11 protein-coding genes and 1 riboswitch are annotated in these 15285 nt (G+C 59.4%); of the genes, 4 read left to right on the forward strand and 7 right to left on the reverse strand.

What is annotated here, in order from left to right; all coding sequences use genetic code 11:
* Positions 1 to 47 precede the first annotated feature (47 nt).
* The 6 genes from ACNSPV_RS03120 to ACNSPV_RS03145 form a co-directional block, all read right to left on the reverse strand.
* Positions 48 to 1433 (reverse strand): alanine/glycine:cation symporter family protein, encoded by a 1386-nt coding sequence (locus tag ACNSPV_RS03120; RefSeq protein ID WP_348584662.1) that lies wholly within the window; start codon positions 1431 to 1433, stop codon positions 48 to 50.
* 739 nt (positions 1434 to 2172) lie between these two features.
* On the reverse strand, positions 2173 to 3483 hold the full coding sequence (thiC, locus tag ACNSPV_RS03125) for a phosphomethylpyrimidine synthase ThiC (RefSeq protein ID WP_348584661.1): 1311 nt from the start codon (positions 3481 to 3483) through the stop codon (positions 2173 to 2175).
* Positions 3484 to 3824: 341 nt separating this feature from the next.
* Positions 3825 to 4460: a thiamine phosphate synthase gene (gene thiE / locus ACNSPV_RS03130; RefSeq protein WP_249238087.1), complete on the reverse strand. Its 636-nt coding sequence runs from the start codon at positions 4458 to 4460 to the stop codon at positions 3825 to 3827.
* Positions 4447 to 5268: a hydroxyethylthiazole kinase gene (gene thiM / locus ACNSPV_RS03135; RefSeq protein ID WP_339395391.1), complete on the reverse strand. Its 822-nt coding sequence runs from the start codon at positions 5266 to 5268 to the stop codon at positions 4447 to 4449. The genes thiE and thiM overlap by 14 nt, the downstream gene beginning before the upstream one ends.
* Before the next feature lie 15 nt (positions 5269 to 5283).
* Positions 5284 to 5799 carry an energy coupling factor transporter S component ThiW gene (gene thiW, locus ACNSPV_RS03140; protein WP_348584660.1) on the reverse strand — a complete coding sequence of 172 codons (516 nt, stop codon included), beginning with the start codon at positions 5797 to 5799 and terminating at the stop codon, positions 5284 to 5286.
* Positions 5800 to 6083: 284 nt separating this feature from the next.
* Positions 6084 to 6192: riboswitch (TPP riboswitch) on the reverse strand.
* 189 nt (positions 6193 to 6381) lie between these two features.
* Positions 6382 to 8817 (reverse strand): GH36-type glycosyl hydrolase domain-containing protein, encoded by a 2436-nt coding sequence (locus tag ACNSPV_RS03145; RefSeq protein ID WP_348584659.1) that lies wholly within the window; start codon positions 8815 to 8817, stop codon positions 6382 to 6384.
* A 505-nt stretch (positions 8818 to 9322) separates the two neighbouring features.
* Between ACNSPV_RS03145 and ACNSPV_RS03150 the strand changes: the two genes are divergently transcribed.
* From ACNSPV_RS03150 to ACNSPV_RS03165, 4 genes are all read left to right on the forward strand, one after another.
* Positions 9323 to 10330: a LacI family DNA-binding transcriptional regulator gene (locus ACNSPV_RS03150; protein WP_339395395.1), complete on the forward strand. Its 1008-nt coding sequence runs from the start codon at positions 9323 to 9325 to the stop codon at positions 10328 to 10330.
* A gap of 90 nt (positions 10331 to 10420) precedes the next feature.
* Positions 10421 to 11860, forward strand: coding sequence for a carbohydrate ABC transporter substrate-binding protein (locus ACNSPV_RS03155; RefSeq protein WP_348584658.1), 1440 nt, complete (start codon positions 10421 to 10423; stop codon positions 11858 to 11860).
* 105 nt (positions 11861 to 11965) lie between these two features.
* Positions 11966 to 12940 (forward strand): carbohydrate ABC transporter permease, encoded by a 975-nt coding sequence (locus tag ACNSPV_RS03160; RefSeq protein ID WP_117529995.1) that lies wholly within the window; start codon positions 11966 to 11968, stop codon positions 12938 to 12940.
* A 2-nt stretch (positions 12941 to 12942) separates the two neighbouring features.
* Entirely contained in the window at positions 12943 to 13809 is an 867-nt protein-coding gene (locus ACNSPV_RS03165; protein ID WP_348584657.1) for a carbohydrate ABC transporter permease, read from the forward strand.
* Positions 13810 to 13991: 182 nt separating this feature from the next.
* On the opposite strand, the gene ACNSPV_RS03170 is transcribed toward ACNSPV_RS03165, so the two are convergent.
* Positions 13992 to 15281: an O-acetylhomoserine aminocarboxypropyltransferase/cysteine synthase family protein gene (locus ACNSPV_RS03170; RefSeq protein ID WP_249238078.1), complete on the reverse strand. Its 1290-nt coding sequence runs from the start codon at positions 15279 to 15281 to the stop codon at positions 13992 to 13994.
* Positions 15282 to 15285 lie beyond the last annotated feature (4 nt).

The following is a 15285-nucleotide window of genomic DNA, read 5'->3' on the forward strand; positions in this document are numbered from 1 at the left end:
CCAAAAGGGGCTGGTGCACATCATCCGGTGCACCAGCCCCTTTGCCGTTACTGCAGCTTTTTGCGTTTTTCGTAGTCGTTCAGGGCGTCCAGTGCCTCATGCGCCATGGGCACCAGCGCCAGCATATTGAAAATGGTCATCAGGCCGATGCCCACATCGCCCAGATCCCACACCACCGTGTAGGCCTGCATTCCGCCGATCACCAGCATGACCAGCGCGATCAGCTTATATGCGGTCTGGCTCCACCAGTTGTCGCCGCACAGGTAGGCCACATTGCCCCGGGCGTAGTACAGAACACCCAGAAAGGTGGAAAAGCTGAACAGCGCCAGCGTGACCGCAATGAACACGATGCCAAAGCTGCCCAGATGGTACTGCATCGCCTTCTGCAGAAGGTCCATGCCCGCCAGCCCGGCGGTACGCTCCTGCGGCACCAGCAGCATCAGGAACGCCGTGCAGCTGCAGATCACCACCGTATCGATCAGCACGCCCAGCGCCTGCACAAAGCCCATCTTGACCGGGTCGTCGCACTCTGCGGCGGCAGCCGCACAGGGGGCCGAGCCGCTGCCCGCCTCGTTGGAAAACAGGCCGCGCTTGACGCCGTTCATCAGCACCGCACCAAAGCCGCCCGCCACGGCCTGCCGCAGGCCAAAGGCCTCGGTAAAAATGCGTCCGAGCACCGCCGGAAGCTTGGGCAGGTTGAACAGCACGATGCCCACGGTGATGACAAAATAGCACACCGCCATGATAGGCACCATCACGTCCAGACTTTTCACGGTGGCGTTCCGGCGCAGCACGATGACCGCTGCAATAGCCGTGAGCACCAGCGTTGTAGCCAGCGGCGGGATGTGGAAGGCATTTTCAAAGGCAGAGCTCACCGAGTTGGAGATGACCTGACTGATGCCGCACCAGCAGATGAGGCCGGACGCCGCGAACAGGGCCGCAGTCACAGAGCGCTTGAGCTTTTTGCCGCGCTTGCGCTCAGCCAGCACATGCAGGTAATAGGCAGGGCCGCCGCGCCAGCCGCCATACAGCGGATCGGGCTGGCGGTATTTCTGGGCAAGGGTGGACTCGATAAAGGAGGTGGATGCGCCCAGCAGGGCCGTGACCCACATCCAGAACACAGCGCCCGCACCGCCTGCGGAAACAGCGGCCACCACGCCCACCAGATTGCCCATGCCTACGCGGGTAGCGGTGGAAATGATCAGGGTCTGGAAGGAGGAAAGGCCGTCCCTGCCCTGCTTTTTTTCACACACGGCAGCGATCATATCCCGGAACAGCCGCACCGGCAGAAGACGGGTGCGGCTGGTGAACCAGATGCCCGCTGCAAGCAGCAGCACCACCATGAACGAAATTCCGATGCCGCCGCCCAGCGGAAGGATGAACAGATCGCCCCACAAAAGGCGATAGACGGATTCGATAAGATTTACCAGCAAGGCAGATTCCTCCTGTAGATCAATGGAATGAAGGCGATGACTTCATTATAGTACAGTACAGAAGAATTGTAAAATCTAAAATATTGATAGAAATAATCGATGGAACAGGATAACTTGACAAATCACATAGCTTCGACTATACTACAAACAGAAGGGGCGCTGACTGCAAAGGTCAGCTTTCCATCCCGTTAGTCAAAAAGATTGACCGCTCGAGTTGGGGAACTGTGAGGCGGTCAATCTTTTTTGTTATCATCGCTTTTCATATGGGAAAACTTTGCCATAACCTCAACGGTCAGACGGATCACATCCACGATCAAGCTCAACAACGCGAGAATGAACGTGAGCAACGCGAGAGTCTCCAGCAGATTCATTCGATATATCCGGTTTGCGGCTCCCTGCATCTGCTTCGTGCCTTGGGCGGCACTCGCATCTTGCAGGCCGCGGCCCCAACAGCAACTCCCTGTTTCCGCCACTGGCGGCGGTCGTTGCCGTTGCTCTTCGCCTTCAAGGCTCCGGGCAGGGTACTTTCAAAAAAAGTTTCCTCCCGGACCTCTGCTTGTTCTATGTAGAAATAGAAAAACCAGCGATACGGGATAGAAAGCATGACCACCAATTTTGCAATCAGCGCCTTATTGTTATTTTAACACAATCTTTTTGGAATTACAACACAAAAGCCGCCCGGCGGTCATACCGGGCGGCGGAGGAAGATGCGCGCTGCAGCGCGCAAAACAGAAGATTTTTACAGAATGTCGATGTACTCACCGGCCAGCGCCTTGTTCATGCTGCGCACAGCACAGAACTTGCCGCACATGCTGCAGGTGTCACTGTGGTCGTCCTCGGGCAGGCGGGCGTCGCGGATGGCCTTGGCGGTCTCCGGGTCCAGTGCGCAGGCGAACTGCGCATCCCAGTCCAGCACGCGGCGGGCATCGCCCATCTTGTCGTCGATGTCCCGGGCGTGGGGGATGCCCTTGGCGATATCGGCGGCGTGGGCAGCGATCTTGGAGGCCACGATGCCCTGCTTCACATCGTCCACGTTGGGCAGAGCCAGATGTTCGGCGGGGGTCACATAGCACAGGAAGGCTGCACCGCTGGCGGCTGCCACGGCACCGCCGATGGCAGCGGTGATGTGGTCGTAGCCGGGGGCGATATCGGTGACCAGGGGTCCCAGCACATAGAAGGGTGCGCCCATGCAGATGCTCTTCTGCACCTCCATGTTGGCAGCCACCTGATTCAGGGGCACATGGCCGGGGCCTTCCACCATCACCTGCACGTTGTGTGCCCATGCGCGCTTGGTCAGCTCGCCCAGACGCACCAGCTCCTCGATCTGGCACACATCGGTGGCATCAGCCAGACAGCCGGGACGGCAGGCATCGCCCAGCGAGATGGTCACATCGTGCTCGGCGCAGATCTCGCAGATCTCGTCAAAGTGCTCGTAGAAGGGGTTCTCGTTGCCGGTCATGCTCATCCATGCAAACACCAGAGAGCCGCCGCGGCTGACAATGTTCATCTTGCGCTTGTGCTTGCGGATCTGCTCGATGGTCTTGCGGGTGATGCCGCAGTGCAGGGTGACAAAGTCCACGCCGTCCTCTGCGTGCAGACGCACCACATCGATGAAGTCCTGTGCAGTCAGCTCTGCCAGATCGCGCTGGTAGTGGATGACCGAATCGTACACCGGCACGGTGCCGATCATCACCGGGCACTCGTGGGTCAGCTTCTGGCGGAAGGGCTGGGTGTTGCCGTGGCTGGACAGGTCCATGATGGCTTCGGCGCCCATGTTGACGGCGCTCATCACCTTCTGCATTTCCACATTGTAGTCCTTGCAGTCGCGGGAAACGCCGAGGTTCACGTTGATCTTGGTGCGCAGCATGGAGCCGACGCCCTCGGGGTTCAGGCACTCGTGGTGCTTGTTGGCGGGGATGGCAACCTTGCCCTCAGCGACCCACTGGCGGATCTCCTCGATGGTGCGGTATTCCTTTTTTGCCACGATCTCCATCTGCGGCGTGATGATGCCCTTGCGGGCGGCATCCATCTGGGTGGTATAAGTCTGCATACGCTCTGTTCCTCCAAATGACAGTTTATCTCTGAACAGCAGGGTGCTGGTCATACATTGATGCGGGGAAGTCTGCGTGCCGGGAGCTTTCTCCTCGGACACGAATCGGGCCATTCCATCGCCCGCCCTACTGCCTGCGGCAGCAGGGTCCCACCCCAGCGGACGGTCCTCGGAGAAACTCCCGACCCGCAGGCAAGGGCGGCAGGCAAGTAGCCGTCATTCAGAAAAAGCAGAACGTTCTGGATGCCGGCACCTGCGCAAAATACGCTTTTCATATTGGTTTTCTCCATGAATTTTATAACGCGGCCCAAGGTGGTGCCCCCGGTTTGCCGCGGGATCGGTCAGATGATCTGCTCGGAAAGCGCCTTCAGCTCCCGGCACTCGGTCTCGATGTCATCTGCTGCAAAGATGGCGCTCACAAGGGCCACACCGTCCACGCCGGTGCCCTTGAGCTGCAGGATGTTCTCCTTGTGGATGCCGCCGATGGCCACCACCGGGATGTCCACGGCGTCACAGATGGCCTTCAGGGTCTCGTGGGGCAGAACGTCCACATCGGTCTTGGTATGAGTGGCAAAGGCCGCACCCACACCAAGGCAGTCTGCGCCGTGCTTCACAGCTTCCTGCGCTTCCTCCACGCTGTGGACGGAAACGCCGATCATCATTCCCTCGCCCACACGGGCGCGCACCTGCGCTGCGGCCATATCCTCCTGCCCCACATGCACGCCCTCGGCGTGGCAGCGGATGGCAATGTCCACGTTGTCGTTCACAAAGAACGGCACGCCGTAGCGCTGGCACAGAGCATGGATCTCCACAGCCTCTTTCAGAAAAGCTTCGTCGTCCAGCTCTTTTTCACGCAGCTGCACACAGGTGACACCGCCCTTCAGGGCGCTTTCCACCTGCTCATAGAGGGACTGTTTTCCCACCCATGCGCGGTCGGTGACGGCATACAGAAGCATGTTCTGCTTATCGCACTTCATAGTTTGCTCCTTCTTCCAGCTGTTCCGGGGTCATATTGTAAATGGCATCGATGATGTAGCTGCGGTAGGTGGCGTTGCCGTCCTGCGGGGTGAGCCGCTTGTGGGCGATCTCGCCTGCAAGGCCCATGGCGCACACTGCAGCTGCAGCAGCTTCCAGCGGATGGCCGGGGTTGGCGGTAACGAAAGCCGCCGTGAGGGCCGAGAGCTGGCATCCGGTGCCGGTGATGCTGCTCATCATGGGATTGCCGTTGCGGATGACATAGGCTTTTTGCGCATCGGCCACGATGTCGATGGCACCGGTGATGGCAATGACGGCACCGGTCTGAGCCGCAAACTTTTTGGCAAAGGCCACGGCAGAATCCAGATTTTCCTCAGTGACTTTATCAGCCACATCGGCATCCACGCCCTTGGTTGTGCCCGCGCCGGAGGCCAGCGTTTTGATCTCCGAGATATTACCGCGGATCACCGCGAACTTCACATCCCGGAGCAGGCGGTAGGCCGTATCGGTGCGCAGGCGGGATGCACCCGCACCCACCGGGTCCAGCACCACAGGATGGCCCAGCGCGTTAGCCTTTTTGCCCGCCAGCAGCATGCTGGTGATGGTGCGGCTGTTCAGGGTGCCGATGTTGATGTTCAGTCCGCCGCAGATGGTGGTGATGTCCTCCACCTCGGCAGCATCGTCAGCCATGATGGGCGAAGCACCGCAGGCCAGCACCATGTTGGCGCAGTCGTTCACGGTGACGTAGTTGGTAATGTTATGGATGAGCGGGCAGGTGCGGCGCAGGTTCTCGAATTCTGTTTTGAACATTCGGGTGCCCCTCCGTCAGGAAAGACTGTTCTGCATGGAGCGCAGTGCGCCGGAGCGCTGCAGGCTGTACACCAGCACGCCCGCAATGATGGAACCCACGGCAGTGGAGATGAGGAAAGGCACGATGTAGGCATAAAACGCGATATCACCGGCGCTCTTGCCCATGAGGAAGATGGCCACCGGGTAGGCGCACAGACCGCCCAGAATGCTGGTACCGAACACCTCGCCCACCATGGTGGCAAAGATGTTCTTCGTCTTAGCGTACACAAGGCCGCACAGCAAAGCACCGAACATGCTGCCGGGGAAGGCCATCAGGCTGCCCAGACCCAGCAGGTTGCGCAGCAGGGAGGCCACAAAGGCCACGCCCAGGCCCCACCACGGGCCAAGCAGCACGGCGCAGGTCACGTTGACCATGTGCTGGATGGGTGCGCATTTGCTGCCAAACATGGGGAAGCTGAACACGCTGCCCACCACGCACAAAGCACACAGCATACCGGCCAGCGCCAGCTTTTTCACAGAGATATTTTTCATAAGGCAAGGCTCCTTTCTCCTGCGGGAGCAGCAAAACCGTACAGCGCCCCCGCAAACAGCCCGTACCGGATGGCACAGGCAAGATCTACAAGCGGTCGAGACTTTCTGGTCTCCTCTCACGCCGGAACACGGCTTCCCATCGCTGACGATTCACGGCACTCAGGGCGCTCCCCCTCAGTCCGCTGCGGCACTCCCCCGCAGAAAGGTACAAGGCATCCTCCTCAAAACAGTAAAATAAGCTACAACAAAAAACAGGAGACCCCCTTCTGCGGGGCCTCCTGCAAAAAATCATATGGATGACTTCCTACGGCGGCATTATCCGCATCAGGTAAAAGGGTCGAAGTTCGGATACTTCCTCTCAGCCCGCTGTCACGAGCTCCCCTGTATTTGATTGTGACTGTATTCTACACCCTTTGCACCAAAATTGCAAGAGGGAGGGGAATGATCGTGAACGCAGAGCGCATTTTTGATCGTTATGCCGCCGGATAGTTCACGCCTTTACAGACCAAACCCGCCGTGCAGGGGTCTGCGCAGCGGATCTGGCTATGAGGAGATTATTATGAAAAAGCAGAGAAAGTCGGTTTAGCCCATGGTCACCCGCACCTGCACTGTAGTCCCGGCAGCAGCCAGCGGCAGCACATTGCCCGCAAGGGCTTTGCCGTCCACCGTGATGCTCTGCACACCGTGCTGCACGGCGGCGGTGTTGTCCACTGCAATGTGATACACTGCGCCCCGGTAGCGGCGGGTGACGGTGTAGCCGGTCAGGGTGTGGGGGATGCAGGGGTCTACCCGCAGGCCGTCCAGCGTGGGCTGGATGCCCAGAATGTACTGGCTCACATTGACGAAAGTCCATGCGGCCGTGCCGGTCAGCCAGCTGTTTTTCGCCTCGCCGAAGGTGGGTGCATCCCTGCCCGCCACCATCTGGCTGTAGACGTAGGGTTCGGTGCGGTGGATCTCGGAAATATCCTCGATGTAGGCCGGGCAGGTCTTGCGATACACCTCAAAGGCCCGGTCTCCATGGCCCAGCATGGTTTCGGCGCAGCTGATCCACGGATTGTTGTGGCAGAAGATGCCTGCGTTCTCCTTGTATCCCGGCGGATAGCTGGAAATTTCGCCCAGATTCAGCTGGTAGCTGGTGTAGGCGGGCTGGTGCAGCACCACGCCGTATGGGGTGTCCAGCCGCTCCTCCACGCTCCGGAGCGCCTGCGCGGCCTGCCCGGTCTCCCTGCCGATGCCTGCCATGACGCACATGCCCTGCGGCTCAATGAAGATCTGTCCCTCGGTGCATTCCCTGCTGCCCACAGGGTTGCCGAAAGCATCGTAGGCGCGCCGGAACCATGCGCCGTCCCAGCCTGCGGTCAGGGCCGCCTGCTCCACGGCGTCGATGCTCCGGCGGGCAGCTGCGGCCTCATCGGCAAGCTGCAGGCGGTCGCACAGCTCTGCATACTCGCGCCCGTACTTGACGAACATGCCCGCAATGAACACGCTCTCGGCCACCGGGCCCTCGCTGGGACCGGTGATCTGGAAGCTCTCGCCCGGGTGCTCCGAGAAGCAGTTCAGGTTCAGGCAGTCGTTCCAGTCCGCACGGCCAATGAGCGGCAGGCCGTGGGGGCCAAGATGGGTGCAGGTAAAGCGAAAGCTGCGGCGCAGGTGCTCCATAAGCGGCTGTGCCTTGCGCTCGTCGTTCTCAAAGGCCACCTGTTCTTCCAGAATGGGCCAGTCGCCTGTCTCCCGCAGATAGGCGGCGGTGGCAGCAATGAGCCACAGCGGGTCATCGTTGAAGCCGGTGCCCACATCCCGGTTGCCCTTTTTGGTCAGGGGCTGATACTGATGGTAGGCGCTGCCGTCCTCGAACTGGGTGGCGGCAATGTCCAGAATGCGCTCCCGCGCCCGGGCGGGGACGATGTGCACAAAGCCAAGCAGGTCCTGACAGCTGTCCCGGAAGCCCATGCCGCGGCCGGTGCCGCTCTCGTAGTAGCTGGCCGAGCGGCTCATGTTGAAGGTGACCATGCACTGGTACTGATGCCAGAGGTTCACCATGCGGTCCAGCTTTTCCTCGCCGGACTGCAGCCGGTAGCCGGACAGCAGGCTCTCCCAGTGGTCGGCCAGCGCGGCGCGGGCAGCATCCACCTGTGCATCGTCGGCGTAGCGGGCCATCATGGCGTGGGCGCGGGTCTTATTGATGACGCCGGGGGCGGTGAACTTTTCCTCCTGCGGGTTCTCGATGTAGCCCAGACCGAAGAGGATCTTCTTTTCCTCCCCGGGGGCAAGGGTGACATGGATGTGCAGCGCACCCACCGGTGCCCAGCCGTGGGCGATGCTGCCGCTGCAGTGTCCGGCACGGACGGCCTGCGGGTCTGCCGGGCCGCCGTACACGCCGCAAAAAGCATCCCGGGCGGTGTCAAAGCTGGTGACGGGGGTGTTGGACCAGAACACCGCGTAGTGGTCGCGGCGCTCCCGGTACTCGGTCTTGTGGTAGATGGCACACGGCTCCACCTCCACCTCGCCGGTGGAGAAGTTGCGCTGGAAGTTGGTGCTGTCGTCTACAGCGTCCCACAGGCAGAACTCCACATAGCTGAACACGTCCAGCTCCCGGGGACGATCGCTGCGGTTGGTCAGGGTCAGCCGGTCCAGCTCACAGGCATCGCCCTTGGGCACGAACAGCTCCTGCGCGGCGCAGATGCCGTCCTTTTCGCCCTCCAGAATGGTGTAGCCCAACCCGTGGCGGCAGCTGTAGCGGTCCAGCGGCGTCTTGGTGGGCTGCCAGCCGGGGTTCCAGACCATGCCGCCATCCTTGATGTAGATGTGGTGGCCGTCCATGTCCAGCGGAGAGCTGTTGTAGCGGTAGCGGGTCAGGCGGCGCAGCCGGGCGTCCCGGTAAAAGCTGTAGCCGCCCGCCGTGTTGGAGACCAGACTGAAAAAGTCTTCACTGCCAAGGTAGTTGATCCACGGCAGCGGGGTCTGCGGGGTGGTGATGACATATTCCCTGCGTGCGTCATCAAAATGGCCGAATCTCATAAATGCTTCCTCCTTATCAGCGGCCGGGACAGCCGGCTGCATCGTTTTGCGAAAACGATTAAGAACTCAGGCAGAAGCATTCTCTTCGCCTTTAGCATAGCCGAAGCCGCACAAAAAAGCAAGGGGTCCCGCAAAAAAATTTCCGGAAACAGCGTTCACAAACCCGCGTATCTTCATCTTTCTTGCGCAGTTCCGCTGCCGTTCTTCCCGGTGCCGGCGGGAAACGAAACCGTCCGGACCCCATTTAGAGGTAATAACATCGGCAGCGAAACTCGCAGCGAAAATGTTTTCAGTTTTCATCGAAATGTAACGAAATCCATCCGGAATGCACAATTCCGCTTCCCCGAAAACGGACAGAACGCCAAACTTTCATGAAAAGCAATGAAAGTTTTTCTCATGCGCTTGATTTTTGATGCACAATGCGCTATCATGAAATTGCGAAAACGATTAAGCAATCGACAGAGAACATCCCCGCACAATATTTCCTGAAGGAGGCAGCAAAGTGATGCCGTCCCTGAAAGATCTGGCCAAGGAATGCGGTGTATCGGTGGCAACGGTCAGCAAGGCGCTGAACAACCAGCCGGACATCTCGGCCGCCACCCGGGAGCGGGTGCGGGCCGCTGCGCACCGCATGGGCTACCTGCCCAACGCCGCCGCCCGTTCCCTCAAGACCAACCGCACCTACAATCTGGGCGTTTTGTTCGTGGACGAACGGCAGAGCGGCCTGACCCACGAATATTTTTCTGCTGTGCTGGACAGCTTCAAGGTGGAAGCGGAAAAGCACGGCTACGACATCACCTTCATCAACCACAACATCAGCGGCCGGAGCATGAGCTATCTGGAGCACTGCCGCTACCGCAATGTGGACGGCGTGGTGATCGCCTGCGTGAACTTCTACGACCCGCAGGTGGTGGAGCTGGTGAACAGCGAGGTGCCCGTCGTCACCATCGACCATGTGTTCAACAACCGCATGGCCATCCTCTCGGACAACGTTTCCGGCCTGAAGGCTCTGGTGCGGCAGGCATGGGCCTGCGGCCACCGCCGCATCGCCTTTATCCACGGCGAAAAGACCGCCGTCACCGAGAACCGTCTGGCGGGCTTCTATCAGGCCAGCGAAGAGTTGGGCCTGAAGGTTCCGGAGGAATATGTGCGGGAGGGCATCTACCACGATGCCGACCGCTGTGCCGCCGAGACCATGGCCCTGCTGGCACTGCCGCAGCGGCCCACCTGCATCATCTTCCCGGACGATTTCTCCGCGCTGGGCGGCTACAACGCCATCAGCGAAGCGGGCCTTTCGATCCCCGAGGACATCTCGGTGATGGGCTACGACGGCATCTACCTTTCCCGGGTGGTCAAGCCCCAGCTGGTGACCTACCGGCAGAACACCACCGCGCTGGGCCGCACCGCCGCCGACAAGCTCATCGAGTTCATCGAGCACCCGCGTGTGACCCTGCCGGAACAGATCCGCGTTTCCGGCAAGCTGCTGGACGGCGGGTCGGTCCGCAGCCTCTGATCCGTCTCCCAAGGTTCTGGTTCGTGGAGCCTTTTTTAAGAAGAAAGCTTTTTTGCAGATAATGGAAAACCATGAAGGAGGTTTACCCTTATGAAAAAGATCTCTCGTCGTAATTTCCTGCTCGCATCCGGCGCAGTGACCATTGGTGCAGCTCTGGCTGCCTGCGGCGGTTCCTCCGCTTCCACCAGCACCGCTTCTTCCGCTCCCGCATCCAGCGCAGCCGCTTCCGGCACCTCTGCCGCCGGCAAGGTGCTGAACATCTGGTGCTGGAACGACGAGTTCCAGAGCCGCTTCAACGACTACTATCCGGAAGTCTCCGAGATCGCAGCGGACAAGTCCACCACCACCCTGAAGGACGGCACCACCGTCAAGTGGACCATCAACGCCAACGAGAACAACAACTATCAGAACAAGCTGGACGAAGCACTGCTGAGTCAGGACAGCGCCGCCGACGATGACAAGATCGATATTTTCCTGATCGAGGCCGACTACGCGCTGAAGTATGTGGATTCCGACTACGTTCTGGATGTGAAGGCCGACATCGGCCTGACCGATTCCGATCTGGCCGGTCAGTACCAGTATACCAAGGACATCGTCACGGTGGACGGCAGCCAGCGCGGCACCACATGGCAGGCAACGCCCGGCCTGTTTGCATACCGCCGCAGCATTGCCAAGGATGTTCTGGGCACCGACGACCCCACCGAGGTGCAGGCACACCTGTCCGACTGGGATAAGTTCAACGATGTGGCGGCACAGGCCTCTGCCAAGGGCTACAAGATGCTGTCCGGCTTTGACGATGCATACCGCACCTTCTCCAACAATGTGGCCGCTCCGTGGGTGGACGGCACCACCGTCACCGTGGACGAGAACATCATGAAGTGGGTGGAACAGACCAAGGAATACACCGACAAGGGCTACAACAACAAGTCCAGCCTGTGGGACAGCCAGTGGGCGGCCGATCAGGGCCCCACCGGCAAGGTGTTCGGCTTCTTCTACTCCACATGGGGCATCAACTTCACCCTACTGGGCAACTCGCTGGAGACCCCTGTGGCCGAGGGCGGCAAGGAGGAAGTGGGCAACGGCATCTACGGCGACTACGCTGTGTGCGAAGGCCCTCAGCCCTACTACTGGGGCGGCACCTGGATCTGCGGCGCAGCCGGCAGCGACAACATCGAGACCATTAAGGATGTTATGCAGAAGCTGACCTGCGATGAAGCCATCATGAAGCAGATCACCATGGATACGCAGGACTACACCAACAACGAGAAGGCCATGGAAGAGATCGCAGGCAGCGATTACAAGTCCGACTTCCTTGGCGGCCAGAACCACATTGCCCTGTTTGCCGAGGCTGCAAAGAAGATCGATATGTCCAACGCAGGCCCCTACGATCAGGGCCTGAACGAGAGCTTCCAGAATGCGTTCAAGGATTACTTCACCGGCAACGTGGACGAGGATACCGCAAAGGCAAACTTCGAGACCGCCATCAAGGAGAAGTACCCCGAGCTGACCGATGTGGTCTGGCCCGCATGATCGCGGCATGACCCAATTCGCTGACACGGAAAAGTAAATACAGAGGGCGGGCGGCATATCTCGCCCGCCCTCTTTGCTTTTCTACAGATAACAGGAGGCGATCCTATGGGAGAAAAGAAAAAGAAAGGGTCGATCAGCTACGCGAAATGGGGCTACATCTTCATTGCGCCGTTCTTTATCATCTTCGCGGTATTCCAGCTGATCCCTCTGGCATCCACCATCTACTACAGCTTTTTTGAATATTACCGCAGCGGCCTGAAGATCATCGGCCCCAGCTTTGTGGGCCTGAAAAACTACATCACCCTGTTCGCCACCGACCTGCCCAAGTATTTCAGCAACACGCTGATCCTGTGGATCATCGGCTTTATCCCGCAGATCGCCGTTTCGCTGCTGCTGGCGGCATGGTTCACCGACCTGCGCCTGAAACTGAAGGGCCAGACCTTCTTCAAAACGGTCATCTACATGCCCAACCTGATCATGGCTTCGGCCTTTGCCATGCTGTTCTTTGCGCTGTTCTCGGACAACGGCCCGGTGAACGCCGTGCTGCTGAGCATGGGCTGGATCAAGACTCCCATCAGCTTTTTGAACACCGTGTGGGGCAACCGGGGACTCATCGGCCTGATGAATTTCCTCATGTGGTTCGGCAACACCACCATCATGCTCATGGCAGCCATCATGGGCGTGGACCCCACCCTGTACGAGGCTGCGGAGCTGGACGGCTGCACCCCGAACCAGATGTTCTGGAAGATCACCATCCCGCTCATCCGGCCCATTCTGGTCTACGTGATGATCACCTCCATGATCGGCGGCCTGCAGATGTTCGATGTGCCGCAGATCCTCACCAACGGCAAGGGCGGGCCGGACCGCACCTCCACCACCATGATCATGTACCTGAACAACCACCTGTTCAGCAAGAACTACGGCATGGCCGGTGCTGTCTCGGTGGTGCTGTTCCTCGTTTGTGCGGTGCTGTGCGTGGTGGTCTACTTCTCCCTCACCCGGGAGGATGACGGCCTGACCAAAGCTCAGCGCAGGGAATTGAAAGCTGCCCGGAAGGCAGCAGCTAAAGGGGGCAAGTGAATATGGCACGCACTCCGAAAACGCAGTCTGAAAAAGCAACACTGGCGGCACGCCGCGCCTGGTGCTATCTGGTGCTGGTGCTCATCAGCTTTCTGTGTCTGTTCTTCTTCTATGTGCTGGTGATCAACTCTACCCGCACCCATTTTGAGATTCAGAAGGGCTTCTCGCTGCTGCCGGGCAAGTCCCTCGTCACCAACTTCCGGAACGTGCTGGCAGACGCCAACATCCCGGTGGGCACCGGCATCCGCAACAGCCTGATCATCTCCGCCTGCTCGGCAGCCCTCAGCGTGTATTTCTCGGCCCTGACGGCTTACGGCATCTACGCCTACAATTTCCGGTTCAAAAAAGCCGCCTTTGCCATCATCCTGCTCATCATGACCATGCCCACGCAGGTATCGGCTCTGGGCTTTTTGCAGCTCATCACCAAAATGGGTCTGAAAAACAGCTTTGTTCCGCTGATCCTGCCCAGCATCGCAGCACCCACGGTGTTCTTCTTCATGAAGCAGTATCTGGACGCTTCCCTGCCCATGGAGATCGTGGAGGCTGCCCGCATCGACGGTGCAGGCGAGTTCTATACCTTTAATAAGATCGTGCTGCCCATCATGAAGCCGGCCCTTGCCGTGCAGGCCATCTTCTCCTTCGTGGCCAGCTGGAACAACTACTTCATCCCCGCTCTGGTGCTGGACAGCGCCGACAAAAAGACCCTGCCCATCCTCATTGCACAGCTGCGCAGCGCAGACTTCCTCAAGTTCGATATGGGCAAGGTGTACATGATGGTGGCCATCGCCATCCTGCCGGTGATCATCGTCTACCTGCTGCTCTCCAAGTTCATCGTCCGCGGTGTGGCGCTGGGCGGTGTCAAAGGTTAAAGCACATCTGACCGCAAAAGAGCCCCCGCCGGTTGGCAGGGGCCCTTTTGCTGTGTTCAGGAACTGTTTAAGGTGTCAGATACGCCCCAGGATACAGGGAATAGTTTCATCAGACAAGGAGAGAAAAGAAGAAAAGACAAGGCACATACACACTCTGTCGGAGACGCTCAAGGGAAAGCGATTTACTCACCGCGGACAGCTGCGAAGCCTGCCTCCAGATCGGCAATGATATCATCGATGTGCTCGGTGCCGATGGACAGGCGGATGGTGTTCTGGTAGATCTGCTGCTCGGCCAGCTCCTGATCGTTCAGCTGGCTGTGGGTGGTGGAAGCGGGGTGGATGACAAGGCTCTTCACATCCGCAACGTTTGCCAGCAGAGAGAAGATCTTCAGGTTATCGATGAACTTGAATGCTTCCTCGCGGCCGCCCTTGATGTTGAAGGTAAAGATGGAAGCACCGCCGTTGGGGAAGTACTTCTCGTACAGGGCGTGATCCGGGTGATCCGGCAGGGAGGGGTGGTTGACCTTCTCCACCTGCGGGTGGTTTGCCAGAAACTCGACCACCTTCTTGGTGTTCTCCACATGGCGCTCGATGCGCAGGCTCAGGGTCTCGGTGCCCTGCAGCAGCAGGAAGGCGTTGAACGGAGAAATGGTGGCACCGGTATCACGCAGCAGGATCGCACGGATGTAAGTGACAAAGGCTGCAGGGCCTGCTGCATCGGCAAAGGAGACGCCGTGGTAGCTGGGGTTGGGATCGGCGATGTTGCCGAACTTGCCGCTTGCCTTCCAGTCGAACTTGCCGCTGTCCACGATGATGCCGCCCAGCGTGGTGCCGTGACCGCCGATGAACTTGGTGGCGGAATGAACAACGATATCTGCGCCGTGCTCAATGGGACGGATCAGGTACGGGGTGCCGAAGGTGTTATCGATGACCAGCGGCAGGCCGTGCTTGTGCGCGATGGCAGAAATGGCGTCGATATCGGGGATATCACTGTTGGGGTTGCCCAGAGTTTCCAGATAGATCGCCTTGGTGTTGGGCTGGATGGCGTTCTCCACCTCGGCCAGATCGTGTGCGTTCACAAAGGTGGTGGTGACGCCGAACTGGGTCAGGGTGTGCTCCAGCAGGTTGTAGCTGCCGCCGTAGATGGTCTTCTGGGCCACGATGTGGTCACCGGCCTGTGCCAGTGCCTCGATGGTGTAGGTGATGGCAGCGGCACCGGAGGCGGTTGCCAGAGCAGCCACGCCGCCCTCCAGAGCAGCGATGCGCTTCTCGAACACGTCCTGGGTGGAGTTGGTCAGGCGGCCATAGATGTTGCCGGCATCTGCCAGACCAAAGCGGTCTGCTGCGTGCTGGCTGTTGCGGAACACATAGGAAGTGGTCTGGTAGATAGGCACTGCGCGGGAATCGGTTGCGGGATCGGCCTGCTCCTGGCCAACGTGAAGCTGCAGGGTCTCAAATTTATAGTTAGACATTGTA

Source organism: Faecalibacterium sp. 3, assembly GCF_048323735.1.
Taxonomy (GTDB): domain Bacteria; phylum Bacillota; class Clostridia; order Oscillospirales; family Ruminococcaceae; genus Faecalibacterium; species Faecalibacterium wellingii.

Coding starts and splice junctions, on each gene's coding strand:
- thiC (WP_348584661.1), bottom strand. CDS start 3,483: ATGCAGACTTATACCACCCAGATGGATGCCGCCCGCAAGGGCATCATC.
- thiE (WP_249238087.1), bottom strand. CDS start 4,460: ATGAAGTGCGATAAGCAGAACATGCTTCTGTATGCCGTCACCGACCGC.
- thiM (WP_339395391.1), bottom strand. CDS start 5,268: ATGTTCAAAACAGAATTCGAGAACCTGCGCCGCACCTGCCCGCTCATC.
- thiW (WP_348584660.1), bottom strand. CDS start 5,799: ATGAAAAATATCTCTGTGAAAAAGCTGGCGCTGGCCGGTATGCTGTGT.
- ACNSPV_RS03145 (WP_348584659.1), bottom strand. CDS start 8,817: ATGAGATTCGGCCATTTTGATGACGCACGCAGGGAATATGTCATCACC.
- ACNSPV_RS03150 (WP_339395395.1), top strand. CDS start 9,323: ATGCCGTCCCTGAAAGATCTGGCCAAGGAATGCGGTGTATCGGTGGCA.
- ACNSPV_RS03155 (WP_348584658.1), top strand. CDS start 10,421: ATGAAAAAGATCTCTCGTCGTAATTTCCTGCTCGCATCCGGCGCAGTG.
- ACNSPV_RS03160 (WP_117529995.1), top strand. CDS start 11,966: ATGGGAGAAAAGAAAAAGAAAGGGTCGATCAGCTACGCGAAATGGGGC.
- ACNSPV_RS03165 (WP_348584657.1), top strand. CDS start 12,943: ATGGCACGCACTCCGAAAACGCAGTCTGAAAAAGCAACACTGGCGGCA.
- ACNSPV_RS03170 (WP_249238078.1), bottom strand. CDS start 15,281: ATGTCTAACTATAAATTTGAGACCCTGCAGCTTCACGTTGGCCAGGAG.